The sequence below is a fragment of the Streptomyces sp. Tek67B01 genome (assembly GCF_055231995.1).
Genome location: NZ_JBUYUY010000001.1, coordinates 1,718,789 through 1,732,347, shown reverse-complemented (window position 1 = coordinate 1,732,347; position 13,559 = coordinate 1,718,789). Strand labels below are relative to the sequence as shown.

The 13,559-nt window shown below is 68.3% G+C and carries 10 protein-coding genes; 9 read left to right on the top strand and 1 reads right to left on the bottom strand.

What is annotated here, in order from left to right:
- The first annotated feature begins 255 nt into the window (after positions 1–255).
- From ngcE to ACV7NM_RS07895, 9 genes are all read left to right on the top strand, one after another.
- Positions 256–1,704, top strand: a complete 1,449-nt coding sequence (ngcE, locus tag ACV7NM_RS07935; protein WP_463409619.1) for an N-acetylglucosamine/diacetylchitobiose ABC transporter substrate-binding protein — start codon at positions 256–258, stop codon at positions 1,702–1,704.
- 22 nt (positions 1,705–1,726) lie between these two features.
- Positions 1,727–2,671: a carbohydrate ABC transporter permease gene (locus ACV7NM_RS07930; protein ID WP_463409618.1), complete on the top strand. Its 945-nt coding sequence runs from the start codon at positions 1,727–1,729 to the stop codon at positions 2,669–2,671.
- Positions 2,672–2,684: 13 nt separating this feature from the next.
- Entirely contained in the window at positions 2,685–3,611 is a 927-nt protein-coding gene (locus ACV7NM_RS07925; protein ID WP_463409617.1) for a carbohydrate ABC transporter permease, read from the top strand.
- Between the two features lie 256 nt (positions 3,612–3,867).
- Positions 3,868–5,082: an ROK family transcriptional regulator gene (locus ACV7NM_RS07920; RefSeq protein ID WP_463409616.1), complete on the top strand. Its 1,215-nt coding sequence runs from the start codon at positions 3,868–3,870 to the stop codon at positions 5,080–5,082.
- 117 nt (positions 5,083–5,199) lie between these two features.
- Positions 5,200–6,312: a sugar ABC transporter substrate-binding protein gene (locus tag ACV7NM_RS07915; protein WP_463409615.1), complete on the top strand. Its 1,113-nt coding sequence runs from the start codon at positions 5,200–5,202 to the stop codon at positions 6,310–6,312.
- A 225-nt stretch (positions 6,313–6,537) separates the two neighbouring features.
- Positions 6,538–7,326, top strand: coding sequence for an ATP-binding cassette domain-containing protein (locus ACV7NM_RS07910; RefSeq protein ID WP_463409614.1), 789 nt, complete (start codon positions 6,538–6,540; stop codon positions 7,324–7,326).
- 26 nt (positions 7,327–7,352) lie between these two features.
- Complete coding sequence (locus ACV7NM_RS07905) at positions 7,353–8,642, top strand: sugar ABC transporter permease (RefSeq protein ID WP_463413869.1); 1,290 nt, start codon at positions 7,353–7,355, stop codon at positions 8,640–8,642.
- A gap of 253 nt (positions 8,643–8,895) precedes the next feature.
- Positions 8,896–10,812, top strand: a complete 1,917-nt coding sequence (dxs, locus tag ACV7NM_RS07900) for a 1-deoxy-D-xylulose-5-phosphate synthase (protein ID WP_463409613.1) — start codon at positions 8,896–8,898, stop codon at positions 10,810–10,812.
- Positions 10,813–10,920: 108 nt separating this feature from the next.
- Positions 10,921–12,417 carry an amino acid permease gene (locus tag ACV7NM_RS07895; protein ID WP_463409612.1) on the top strand — a complete coding sequence of 499 codons (1,497 nt, stop codon included), beginning with the start codon at positions 10,921–10,923 and terminating at the stop codon, positions 12,415–12,417.
- 57 nt (positions 12,418–12,474) lie between these two features.
- On the opposite strand, the gene ACV7NM_RS07890 is transcribed toward ACV7NM_RS07895, so the two are convergent.
- Positions 12,475–13,536, bottom strand: a complete 1,062-nt coding sequence (locus ACV7NM_RS07890; RefSeq protein ID WP_463409611.1) for an LCP family protein — start codon at positions 13,534–13,536, stop codon at positions 12,475–12,477.
- Between the last annotated feature and the right edge of the window lie 23 nt (positions 13,537–13,559).

Sequence of the window (13,559 nt, the reverse complement as noted above, 5' to 3'; positions counted from 1 at the left end):
CCGCTTTTTCGGGCCGTCGGGTATCGGCCGGCCAGGTGACGGTGAGGTCTCAACTCGGAAAAGCCGGGGCAGATACTTGTGCACGATCTTGCTCACCCGAGCGGAAGTGGACTATACCTGTGGCCGTCCGGGCCGCCGAGAAACGAGCGGCCCCGGACGGGGGGACGGTGGGGACCTGCGGCGATGCCGCGCGCACGGCAGCCGCCGTGGTGTTCCTTCCTCCTTCACACCCCTGACGAAGGCGAGGACTTGAGCATGGGATCCACCTCCGCCCACGGCGAGAACAGCACCGGTGAGGGCCTCGGCCGCCGGGACCTGATCAAGCGCTCCGCGGCACTCGGCCTGATCGCCGTCCCGACGATGAGCTTCCTTTCCGCCTGCGCCTCCGGCGGCGACACGACGACGAAGGGCCCCGTGAAGGGAGCCGTCTCCAAGGAGAACCCCTTCGGCGTGGCCAAGGGCGGCAAGATGGACGTCGTCGTCTTCAAGGGCGGGTTCGGCGACGACTACGCCAAGGCCTGGGAAGCCGCCTTCGACAAGAAGTGGGGCACCACCAGCTCCCACCTCGGCACCCAGGAGATCACCGGCAAGCTCCAGCCGCGCTTCAACGGCGGCAACCCGCCGGACGTCATCGACGACTCGGGCGCCCAACAGATCAAGGTCGACGTCCTCGCCAAGGGCGGTCAGCTCGCCGACCTCACCCAGGTCCTCGACGCGCCCTCCCTGGACGACCCGTCCAAGAAGGTCCGGGACATGCTGATCCCGGGCACCGTCGAACAGGGCACCCAGGGCGGCAAGTTCGTCGCCCTCTACTACGTCTACACCGTGTTCGGCTTCTGGTACTCCGGCAAGCTCTTCAAGGAGAAGGGCTGGACCGAGCCCAAGACCTGGGACGAGTTCCTCGCCGTCTGCACGAAGGCCAAGGAGGCCGGCATCGGCGGCCTCGCCCACCAGGGCAAGTACCCGTACTACATCAACGTCGTCATCATGGACCTGATCGCCAAGAAGGGCGGTCTGGAGGCGATGAAGGCGATCGACAACCTCGAACCGAACGCCTTCGAGGGCAACCCGGCCGCCCTCGCTGCGGTCGAGGCGGTGTACGAGGTCGTCGAGAAGGGCCTGCTGATGCCGGGCACCAACGGCCTCACCCACACGGAGTCCCAGACCGCCTGGAACCAGTACAAGGCGGCCTTCATCCCCTCCGGCTCCTGGCTGGAGAACGAGCAGCTCAAGCAGACCCCCGAGGACTTCGACATGAAGTTCCTGCCGGTCCCGGTGCTCGCCGACAGCAAGCTGCCCTTCGAGGCCATCCGGGCCGGGGCCGGCGAACCCTTCATCGTCCCCGAGAAAGCCGCCAACAAGGCGGGCGGACTGGAGTTCCTGCGCTCGATGCTGTCACGCGAATGGTCGACCACCTTCGCCCAGCAGGCCAACTCCCTCACCGTCGTCAAGGACGGCGTCAACCCCGACGTCAAGCTGCGCCCGGGCACCCAGTCGGCGGTCGCGGCGGTCAAGGCGGCCGGGACCGGCACCTTCAACTACCTGTACCCCGACTGGTACAGCGAAATGGACACCGACATCCAGAACGCGTCCAATGAGCTGATGGCGCAGCGGATCCAGCCCAAGGAATGGATCAAGCGGGCCCAGGCTGCGGTAGACAAGGCTGCCAAGGACCCGAACGCGAAGAACAACCGCCGCAGCTGACGTCACGGACGGGACGGACACCATGAGCCACGTTGCCCGCAGCAGAGGACGGGGCGGTTTCATCACCGGCTTCCTGATCCTGCCGCTCGCGCTCTACCTGACCTTTGTCATCTGGCCCTACATCCAGACGTTCGGCTACTCCTTCACCAACTGGTCCGGCCAGTCGCCGACGTTCGGGTTCGTCGGCCTCGACAACTACGCGACGTTGATGAAGGACGAGGTCTTCCGGGGCGCCCTGTGGCACAACCTGCTGCTCCTGGTGTTCGTCCCCGTGATCACCATCCTGCTCGCCCTCTTCTTCGCCTTCATGGTGAACGCGGGCGGCCGCAGCGGCGCCGGCGGTGTGCGGGGCGTCCGGGGATCGGGAATCTACAAGATCGTCTACTTCTTCCCGCAGGTCCTCTCCCTCGCCATCCTCGCCGTGCTCTTCGGCGCCGTGTACCGCAGCGACGCGGGCGGCCTGCTCAACGGCTTCCTCATCAAGCTCGGCCTCGTCGACGCGACCCGCCCCGTCGAATGGCTCAACGAGCCGAACCTCGTGCTGTGGTGCCTGCTCATGGTCGTCGTCTGGCACGGCGTCGGCTTCTACCTGGTGCTCTTCTCCGCCGCCATGCAGTCCGTCCCGAAGGACATCTACGAGGCCGCGCTGCTGGACGGCGCGGGCCGGTCCCAGACCTTCTTCAAGGTCACCCTGCCCCTGCTGTGGGACACCGTACAGACCTCCGCCGTCTACCTGGGCATCGCCGCCATGGACATGTTCGTCCTGGTGTCCACCATGACCTCGGGTCAGTTCGGCGGCGGCCCGGACCACCACAGCGAGGTCATGGCCACGGTGCTGATGCGCAACTTCCTCTACTTCGGCAAGAGCGGATACGCCTGCGCCATGGGCGTGGTCATGCTCGTCCTGACCATGATCCTTTCCATCGTCACGCTGCGCGCCACCCGCCGCGAGCGCATCGAGTTCTGAGCGGGAGACACCGATGACCACAGTGATCAAGGCCCCCGGAGAGGCCGCCGCCGAGCGGCCCGGCGGCGCCGGCCGCGCCAAGGAGGGCGGCGGCGGCCGCTCCGACGGCACGGTGCTCAACGTCTTCTCGCACGGGTTCCTGGCCCTCTGGGCGATACTGATCGTCCTGCCCCTGATCTGGCTCGCCCTCGGCTCCTTCAAGACCGACTCGCAGATCGGCGGCTCGGCCCTGAGCCTGCCCTCCAACTGGCACTTCGACGCCTTCTCCCGCGCCTGGGACAAGGGCATCGGCGACTACTTCGCCCACACGCTGATCGTGCTGGTGTTCTCGGTGCCCCTGACCATGCTGCTCGGGTCGATGGCGGCGTACGTGCTGGCCCGCTACCCCTTCCCGGGCAACCGGGTCGTCTACTACTTCTTCGTCAGCGGGGCGATGTTCCCGGTGTTCCTGGCGCTCGTCCCGCTGTTCTTCATGGTCAAGCGCCTCGACATGCTCAACACGTACCAGGGCCTGATCCTCGTGTACGTGGCGTACTCGATGCCGTTCACCGTCTTCTTCATGCACTCGTTCTTCCGGACGCTGCCGACGGCGGTCCACGAGGCGGCGGTGATCGACGGGGCGTCCGACACCCGGATCTTCTTCCAGGTGATGCTGCCGATGGCCAAGCCCGGCCTGATCAGCGTGGGGATATTCAATGTCCTGGGCCAGTGGAACCAGTACATCCTGCCCTCCGTGCTGATGCAGCCCCAGAGCGGCTCGGATCCCGAGCGCTACATGCTCACCCAGGGTCTGATCCAACTCCAGTACCAGATGGGGTACGAGACGGACCTGCCGGTGCTGTTCGCCGGCGTGACCATCGCGATGATCCCGATGCTGGTGGTCTACCTCTCCTTCCAGCGCCAGATCCAGGCCGGTCTGACCTCCGCCACCCTCAAGTAGCGCCGCCCGCGGGCGGGCACCGGGGCCGGTCCGGCCCCGGTGCGGCGGCCGCCGGCCCGCGATATGGAGCACCTTCACGCCATAAACGCCCACTAGTGACCGATTCGTGCCGCGTCACCCTCTTGACGTCTGGAGAGCCAAAGGCTCGACTTAAGGTTCACAAGTTGGAGAGACGCCGGTGTCTCGGAGCACTCAGCCTGATCGCCGGCCGGGGGGCGACGGTCCGCCGTCGCTTATGGGCAGGAGTGGATGAGTCGTGCAGACTCCCGGATCGCAGTCGTCGCTGCATCGCGCGAACCTCGAACGCGTCGTACGGGCCGTCCGGCTGGCGGGGTCCCTGACGCAGGCGGAGATCGCCCGTGCCACCGGACTGTCGGCGGCCACGGTCTCCAACATCGTCCGCGAGCTCAAGGAAGGCGGGACCGTCGAGGTCACCGACACCTCCGCGGGCGGCCGGCGAGCCCGCAGCGTCTCGCTCAGCGGGGACGCGGGCATCGTGATCGGCGTGGACTTCGGCCACACCCACCTGCGGGTGGCAGTGGGCAACCTCGCCCACCAGGTGCTCGCCGAGGACTCCGAGCCGCTGGACGTGGACGCCTCCTGGACGGAGGGCTTCGACCGCGCGGAAGCGCTGGTCGGGCGCCTGATCCAAGGCGTGGGGGTGGGCCGGGACAAGGTCATCGGCGTGGGCCTGGGCGTCCCCGGCCCGATCGACGTGGAATCCGGCACCCTCGGCTCCACCGCGATCCTGCCGGGCTGGGCGGGGATCAATCCGCGCCAGGAGTTGTCCAGCCGTTTGGGCGTACCGGTGTACGTGGACAACGACGCCAACCTCGGCGCCCTCGGGGAGCTGGTCTGGGGGAGCGGTCGCGGGGTCAAGGACCTCGCCTACATCAAGGTCGCTAGCGGTGTCGGTTCCGGCCTGGTGATCAACGGCCAGATCTACCGCGGACCCGGCGGCACGGCGGGCGAGATCGGGCACATCACCCTCGACGAATCGGGCCCCGTCTGCCGCTGCGGCAACCGCGGCTGCCTGGAGACCTTCGCCGCCGCGCGCTACGTCCTGCCCCTCCTCCAGGGCAGCCACGGGCCGGAGTTGACGATGGATCGGGTGGTCGAACTGGCCCGCGAGGGCGACCCCGGCTGCCGTCGGGTCATCACCGACGTCGGTCGTCACATCGGCAGCGGCGTGGCCAGCCTGTGCAACCTGCTGAATCCCAGCCGAGTGGTGCTCGGCGGCTCGCTCGCCGAGGCCGGTGAACTCGTGCTGGCCCCGATCCGTGAATCAGTGGGGAGGTACGCGATCCCCAGCGCCGCCCGCCAACTCTCGGTGCTCACGGGCTCGCTCGGCGGGCGCGCGGAGGTGCTCGGCGCGTTGGCCCTCGTACTGAGCGAGATGGGCGATTCGACGCTTTTGGCGGAAAATGGAATCGGAGTACGGGCTCCCGCCCTGATGTCTTCAGTTAGATAACGGATGGCACCGTTGTCATCTCGTTAAGGATTCACTCCTTGACGGCAAACTGCGGCCGGGGTTGACTCGCATCCACCTCGGCCGCACTGTCGCGGCCTCGTCAGGGAGGTTCAACCAATGAACACTCGTATGCGCAGAGCCGCTGTTGCCGTCGCCGCCGGCGCCATGGCCGTTTCCCTCGCCGCATGTGGGAGCGCGAAGGAGTCCGGCGACAAGGCGAAGGAATCGTCTGCCGCCAAGGGTGACGCGGTCACCGTCGGCCTGCTCCTTCCGGAGAACCAGACGGCCCGTTACGAGAAGTTCGACAAGCCGCTCATCGAGAAGAAGGTCGCCGACCTCACCGGCGGCAAGGCCAAGGTGGTCTACGCCAACGCCAAGCAGGACGCGACCACGCAGAACTCGCAGGTCGACACGATGATCACCAACAAGGTGGACGTCCTGATCGTCGACGCGGTCGACGCCAAGGCCATCGCCGGCTCGGTCAAGAAGGCCAAGGACGCCGGCATCCCGGTCGTGGCCTACGACCGCCTGGCCGAAGGCCCGATCGACGCCTACACCTCCTTCGACAACGAAGAGGTCGGCAAGGTCCAGGGCAAGGCCCTGCTCGACGCGCTGGGCGACAAGGCCAAGGACGGCCAGATCGTCATGATGAACGGCTCCGTCACCGACCCGAACGCCGCCCTGTTCAAGAAGGGCGCGCACTCCGTCCTCGACGGCAAGGTGAACATCGGCAAGGAGTACGACACCAAGGAGTGGAAGCCGGAGAACGCCAACACCAACATGGCGGGCGCGCTCTCGGCGATCGGCAAGGACAAGGTGATCGGCGTCTACTCCGCCAACGACGGCATGGCCGGCGGCATCATCACCGCCCTCAAGGCGGCCGGTCTGTCCCCCCTGCCCCCCGTGACCGGCCAGGACGCCGAGCTCGCCGGTGTGCAGCGCATCGTCGCGGGTGAGCAGTTCATGAGCGTCTACAAGCCGTACGCGCCGGAGGCCTCGGCCGCCGCCGAGATGGCCGTGGCGCTCGCCAAGCACGAGAAGATCAGCGACATCGTCAACCAGAACGTCGACAGCCCCACCACCAAGGGCGTCCCGTCCGTGCTGATCCCGGTCGTCTCGCTCACCAAGAGCAACATCAAGGACACCGTCGTCAAGGACGGCGTCTACACGACCGACGAGATCTGCACCGACAAGTACGCGGCCGCCTGCGCCGCCATCGGCCTGAAGTAAAGGTCCCGGCCCGCGGCCGAGGCGCCGGGCTTCGACCGAAGCCCTCCGCCCGAACCGAGGGCCCCGTCGCCCCGATCGGGACGACCCCACACCTGTCCGGCGCCCCGCCCCCTTTCCCCGCCATCCGCGGGGCGCCGGTACAGAAACGTTTCCTCTGAATTTCCCAGCCCCATTCGCGTTCCTGCTCTTTTGCACGACATCCCCGCCGGTCAGGCGGCGAAGGAGATGGTTCATGTGTCCGCTGCGCCCGTGCTGGCGTTGCGAGGGGTCTCGAAGCGGTTCGGCGCCGTTCAGGCCTTGACCGACGTAGAACTCGAGATCCACTCCGGTGAGGTGGTCGCCCTCGTCGGTGACAACGGCGCCGGCAAGTCCACGCTGGTCAAGACGATCGCCGGCGTGCACCCGATCGATGACGGAGTCATCGAGTGGGAGGGCCGCCCGGTCTCCATCGGCAAGCCCCACGACGCCCAGAACCTGGGCATCGCGACGGTCTACCAGGACCTCGCGCTGTGCGACAACATCGACGTCGTCGGCAACCTCTTCCTCGGCCGCGAGCTCAAGCGCCGCGGCGTCCTCGACGAGGTGGAGATGGAGCGTCGCGCCCGCGAGCTCCTGACCACCCTGTCCATCCGGATACCCAGCGTCCGGATTCCCATCGCCTCGCTGTCCGGCGGTCAGCGCCAGACCGTGGCGATCGCCCGTTCGATGCTCGGCGAGCCCAAGCTCGTCATCCTCGACGAGCCCACGGCGGCCCTCGGCGTCGAGCAGACCGCCCAGGTCCTCGACCTGGTGGAGCGGCTGCGCGAGCGCGGTCACGCCGTCATCCTCATCAGCCACAACATGGCCGATGTGAAGGCCGTCGCCGACAAGGTGGCGGTCCTGCGGCTGGGCCGCAACAACGGCGTCTTCAGCGTCGCCGACACCTCGCAGGAAGAGATCATCTCCGCCATCACCGGGGCCACGGACAATGCCGTGACCCGCCGGGCGGCCCGCACCGGGGAGGCCCGCAAGTGAGCACCCAGAATCCTCCCGCCGGTCCGCTGGACAAGGGTCCCGCCGACCAGGCACAGCACGTCGATCCGGTCAACCCGGCCGCCGCGGCGGACGCCATCCCGGCCGTGGACCCGCGCCTGCTCGTCCGCGAGCAGGGCCTGTCCGGCTACCTCAGCGAGTTCGGCCGCAAGATGAAGGCCGGCGACCTCGGGTCCATCCCGGTCGTCCTCGGCCTGATCATCATCTGGGGCATCTTCCAGGGGTTGAACGCGAACTTCCTCTCCCCGGAGAACCTCACCAACATCGCCATCACGATGGTCGCCACCGGCATGATGGCCGTCGGCATCATCTTCGTGCTGCTCCTCGGCGAGATCGACCTCTCGGTCGGCTCGGTCAGCGGTGTCTCGGGCGCGATCGTCGCCGTCCTCGCCGTCACGCACGGCGTGAACGAGTGGCTCGCGATCCTGGTCGCCGTCGCGGGCGGCGCGCTGATCGGCGCCATCCACGGGTTCTTCTTCGCCCGGATCGGCGCCCCGGCCTTCGCCGTCACCCTGTCGGGCCTGCTGTTCTGGTCCGGCGCGATGCTGCAGATCCTCGGCAGCAACGGCACGATCAACCTCGACCCCGACGGCGTCGTCGGGCAGCTCACCACGTACTACTTCACGGACGTGGCCGCTGCCTACGGCCTGGCGGCGATCGCCGTGGCGGCCTACTTCCTGGCCTCCTTCTTCGACAACCGTCGCCGGCAGGCCGCGGGCGTCCCCTCGCGGCCGCTCGGCGAGATCGTGCTGCGCACGGCCGTGCTCGCCGTGTTCACCTTCGGCCCGGCCGTGGTGTTCAACCAGTACAAGGGCCTCCCGCTCGCGGTGGTGCTCTTCCTGCTCGTGCTGGTCGGTACGGACTTCGTCCTGCGCCGTACCTCCTTCGGCCGCAACATCTTCGCGCTCGGCGGCAGCGTCGAGGCCTCCCGGCGAGCCGGCATCAACGTCACGGGCATCCGCATCGCGGTCTTCTCCATCGCGGGCACCTTCGCCGCCATCGGCGGACTCTTCTGGGCGTCCAAGATCGCGGCGGCCAACCAGAGCGCCGGCGCCGGCGACCTGCTGATGAACGTGATCGCGGCGGCCGTCATCGGCGGCACCAGCCTCTTCGGCGGCCGGGGTCGCACCTGGAACGCCCTCCTCGGCGTCATGGTCATCACCTCGATCCAGTACGGTCTGGCCCTGGAAGGCATCGCGACGCCGATCCAGTACATGATCACCGGCGCGGTCCTGCTGGCGACCGTGGTCATCGACTCGGTCACCCGCAAGACCCAGAAGACGGCCGGACGCGCCTGACGGCGCGGTCGCCGGGCGTGACCCGGCGGTAAGAACGGTCACAGTGCCCGGTGCCACTTCGTGTGGCACCGGGCACGTGTGCGTACATGTGTGCGTACGCCTGTGCGGGTATGGGCCCGTTTGGGATGTGTGACTTCGCAAGGACGTGTACAGGTATGTCAAAGGCGTGACCGTCCCGGTACCGCCCGATGATGCTCGTCGCGAGCGGAACATTAGACTCGACAGACCAGCAAGCAACTGCAAGGAGGCACGGGTGCTGCTGACCCGCATCAAGGGACCGCGCGATCTGGACCGGCTCAGTCAGGAGGAGCTCACTCAGCTCGCCGCCGAGATCAGGTCCTTCCTCGTCGACGCCGTCTCCAAGACCGGCGGGCACCTCGGCCCCAACCTCGGCGTGGTCGAACTGACGATCGCCCTGCACCGGGTCTTCGACTCGCCCAAGGACAAGGTCCTCTTCGACACGGGCCATCAGGCGTACGTCCACAAACTGCTCACGGGCCGCCAGGACTTCGGGAACCTGCGCTCCAAGGGTGGGCTGTCCGGCTACCCCTCGCGCGCCGAGTCCGACCACGACGTGATCGAGAACTCCCACGCCTCCACGGTGCTGGGCTGGGCCGACGGCCTGGCCAAGGCCAACGAGGTGCTCCGCCGCGAGGACCACCACGTCGCCGCCGTCATCGGTGACGGCGCGCTGACCGGTGGCATGGCCTGGGAGGCGCTCAACAACATCGCCGCCGCCAAGGACCGCCCGCTCGTCATCGTCGTCAACGACAACGAGCGCTCCTACGGGCCCACCATCGGCGGCCTGGCCAACCACCTGGCCACGCTGCGCACCACGGACGGCTACGAGCGCTTCCTCGCCCGCGGCAAGGAACTCCTGGAACGTACCCCGGTCGTCGGCAAGCCGCTCTTCGAGACCCTGCACGGCGCCAAGAAGGGCCTGAAGGACTTCATCGCCCCGCAGGGCATGTTCGAGGACCTGGGTCTGAAGTACATCGGCCCCATCGACGGCCACGACATCGAGGCCCTGGAGTCGGCGCTCCAGCGCGCCAAGCGCTTCAGCGGCCCGGTCATCGTGCACTGCCTCACCCAGAAGGGCCGGGGCTACACGCCCGCCCTGGAACACGAGGCGGACCGCTTCCACGCGGTCGGGGTCATCCACCCGGACACCGGCCTGCCGGTGAAGACCGCCGCCGCCAGCTGGACCTCCGTCTTCGCCGACGAGATGGTCAAGCTCGGCCGCGAACGGGAGGACATCGTCGCCATCACCGCGGCCATGCTCCACCCGGTCGGCCTCAACAAGTTCGCCGAGGCCTTCCCGGACCGCATCTTCGACGTCGGCATCGCCGAGCAGCACGGCGCCACCTCGGCCGCCGGCCTCGCCACCGGCGGAGTCCACCCGGTCTTCGCGGTCTACGCGACCTTCCTCAACCGTGCCTTCGACCAGGTCCTGATGGACGTGGCCCTGCACAAGTGCGGGGTCACCTTCGTCCTGGACCGGGCGGGCGTCACCGGCGACGACGGCGCCTCCCACAACGGCATGTGGGACATGTCCATCCTCCAGGTCGTCCCGGGCCTGCGCCTGGCCGCCCCGCGCGACGCCGAGCAACTGCGCGCCCAGCTCCGCGAGGCCGTCGCGGTCGAGGACGCCCCGACCGTCGTGCGCTTCTCCAAGGGCGTCGTCGGCCCGGCCGTCCCGGCAGTGGGCCGGATCGGCGGCATGGACCTGCTGCGCGCCCCGGACCCGGAGGTCACCCGGCCGGACGTCCTGCTCGTCTCGGTGGGCGCGCTCGCCCCCATGTGCCTGGAAGTCGCCGACCTGCTCGACAAGCAGGGCATCTCCACCACCGTGGTCGACCCGCGCTGGGTCAAGCCCGTCGACGAGGCGCTGGCCCCGCTCGCCGAGCGGCACCGCGTGGTCGTCACCGTCGAGGACAACGGCCGCACCGGCGGTGTGGGCGCCGCCGTGTCGCAGGCCCTGCGCGACGCGGGTGTCGACGTACCGCTGCGCGACTTCGGCATCCCGCAGCGCTTCTTGGACCACGCGCTGCGCAAGGAGATCCTCGCCGAGATCGGGCTCACCGCGCCCGACATCGCCCGGCAGGTCACGGGCCTGGTCGCCAAGCTGGACGGCCGCTACGACAGCGAGCCGGCCGCCACCGTCGACTGACCGAACGGGCCACGCGCGGTTGCACGCGACGGGCCGGGAGATCACCCTTGAGGGGGTGGGCCTCCCGGCCCGTTCTCGTGTGCCTCGTCACCAGCCGGAGGTGCGTCGGTGAGCAGGAATCTGAAAAGCCCCTTCCGGACCAAGACGGTGGAGCAGTCCATCCGTGACACGGAAGAGCCGGAACACGCGCTCCGCAAGTCGCTCTCCGCCTGGGACCTGACGGTCTTCGGGGTGGGCGTCATCATCGGTACCGGGATCTTCGTCCTCACCGGCATCGCGGCGCGCAACAACGCGGGACCCGCCACCGCGCTGGCCTTCGTCGCGGCGGGCATCGTCTGCGCCCTCGCGGCGCTGTGCTACGCCGAGTTCGCCTCCACCGTGCCGGTGGCCGGTTCGGCGTACACCTTCTCCTACGCCTCGATCGGCGAGCTGCCCGCCTGGATCATCGGCTGGGACCTCGTACTCGAGTTCGCGCTCGGCACCGCCGTCGTGGCGGTCGGTTGGTCCGGGTACGTGCGGCACCTCCTGAGCACCAACCTCGGCTGGGACTTGCCCGCCGCGCTGTCGGGGCCCGACGGGGGAGGCACCTTCGACCTGCTGGCCTTCCTGCTGGTCCTGGTACTGACCGCGATCCTCGTCGTGGGGACGAAGCTGTCGGCCCGGATCACCGCGATCGTCGTCGCCATCAAGGTGACGGTGGTGCTGCTGGTCATCATCGCCGGCCTGTTCTTCATCAAGGCGGACAACTACAAGCCGTTCATCCCTCCGGCCCAGGCACAGCCCCCGGGCAGCGGTTGGAAGGCGCCCCTGGTACAGCTGCTCTTCGGCTACGCCCCCACCAACTTCGGTGTGATGGGCATCTTCACCGCGGCCTCCCTCGTCTTCTTCGCCTTCATCGGCTTCGACGTCGTGGCCACCGCGGCGGAGGAGACCAAGAACCCCCAGCGGGACATGCCGCGCGGCATCATCGGTTCGCTGATCATCTGCACGGTGCTCTACGTCGCCGTGACGCTGGTGGTCACCGGCATGGAGAAGTACACGCAGATGTCGGCCACCGCCCCGCTCGCCGAAGCCTTCAAATCCGTGAACCAGCCCTTCTTCTCGGGCGCCATCAGCCTGGGGGCGTCCGTCGGCCTGATCACGGTGTGCATGATCCTGCTGCTGGGCCAGACCCGCGTGTTCTTCGCGATGAGCCGTGACGGGCTGCTGCCGCGCTTCTTCTCCGTCACCCACCCGAAGTACCGCACGCCCTACCGGGCGACCGTCACGCTCGGCGTGGTCATCGCCGTCATCGCGGGCTTCACGAGCCTGGAGAAGCTCGCGGAACTGGTCAACATCGGCACGCTGTTCGCCTTCGTGGTGGTGGCCCTCGGCGTGATCGTCCTTCGCCGCACCCGTCCGGACCTGCACCGGGCCTTCCGCACTCCGTGGGTGCCGGTGGTGCCCATCCTGTCGATCGCGGCGTCGCTGTGGCTGATGCTCAACCTGCCCGCCGAGACCTGGCTGCGGTTCGGCATCTGGATGGTCATCGGCCTCGTCGTCTACTTCCTGTACAGCCGGCGCAACAGCCGCCTCGCCCGGGCGGGCCAGGAGGCGGAGTTCTAGGTTCCGGAGTTCCAATGACCGGAGTTCCAGTGACCGAAGCGCGCCGGCCGTCCGGTGTCAGCCCTTGGCGGGGGAGTCCTTCGCCGAGGCGGGGACCTTCTGGTCCGCGCGCAGGGCGTCCCACAGTCGGCCGGCCTGCGGCTGGGCGACGACGACCCGGTTGGGGTCGACCTTGTCGTAGGCCACCGGCATCATGATGGTTTCCATCGTCTCCGGATCGACGCCCTTCATGCTCTGCGCGAAGTCGGCGAGCGCGGTGAGCGAGGCGAGCTGGGAGTCGGTGGTGAGCGACTTGGTGCCGGCGTCGGCGAGCTTGTAGAGCCGTGCCGGGTTGCCCAGGGCGTCCTGCTTCTTGATCTCGGCCAGCATGGCCAGCATGAACTTCTGCTGGAGGCCTATGCGTCCGAGGTCGCTGCCGTCACCGTAGCCGTAGCGGGTACGGACGAACTTCAGCGAGTCGGTGCCGTTCAGCCGGTGCGTGCCCGCGTCCAGCTTGAGGCCGCCCTTGGCTCCGCTCATCGGCTTGTCCAGGGTGACGGTGACCCCGCCGAGGGCGTCGACCAGTTCCTTGAAGCCGGCGAAGTCCACCTCGACGAAGTGGTCCACGCGGATGCCGGAGAGCTGCTCCACGGTCTTGACCACGCAGGCCGGACCGGCCACCGAGTAGACGGAGTTGAACATGACCCGGTTCGCGGGCGGCACGGTGGCGCCGTCCTTGTCCTTGCACTCGGGCCGGCTGACCAGGGTGTCGCGCGGGATGCTGACCGCGGTGGCCTTGGACCGGCCCTCGGGTATGTGGACCAGCATCGCGGTGTCGGAACGGGCTCCGCTGACGTCGCCGTGGTCGAGCTCCCCGTTGGCGCCGGCCCGTGAATCGGAGCCCAGGACCAGGACGTTCTGGGCGTTCTCGACCACCTTGGCCGGGCGGTTGTCGCCGATCGCCCGGTCCAGGTCGACACTGTCGATGTTGCCGTTCAGGTGGCTGTAGGCCCACCAGCCGACGCCGCCCGCCGCGAGGACGAGAGCCGCCAGGGTCGCCAGTACGATCCACAGGACGCGTCTGCCGCGTCGCGGCCGGCGCCGGGAGGCGGGGGAAGGGGCCGAGGGCCGGTCGGTCATGGAGGCAGAGCCCTTCTATTATC

Coding starts and splice junctions, on each gene's coding strand:
- ngcE (WP_463409619.1), top strand. CDS start 256: ATGGGATCCACCTCCGCCCACGGCGAGAACAGCACCGGTGAGGGCCTC.
- ACV7NM_RS07930 (WP_463409618.1), top strand. CDS start 1,727: ATGAGCCACGTTGCCCGCAGCAGAGGACGGGGCGGTTTCATCACCGGC.
- ACV7NM_RS07925 (WP_463409617.1), top strand. CDS start 2,685: ATGACCACAGTGATCAAGGCCCCCGGAGAGGCCGCCGCCGAGCGGCCC.
- ACV7NM_RS07915 (WP_463409615.1), top strand. CDS start 5,200: ATGAACACTCGTATGCGCAGAGCCGCTGTTGCCGTCGCCGCCGGCGCC.
- ACV7NM_RS07910 (WP_463409614.1), top strand. CDS start 6,538: ATGGTTCATGTGTCCGCTGCGCCCGTGCTGGCGTTGCGAGGGGTCTCG.
- ACV7NM_RS07890 (WP_463409611.1), bottom strand. CDS start 13,536: ATGACCGACCGGCCCTCGGCCCCTTCCCCCGCCTCCCGGCGCCGGCCG.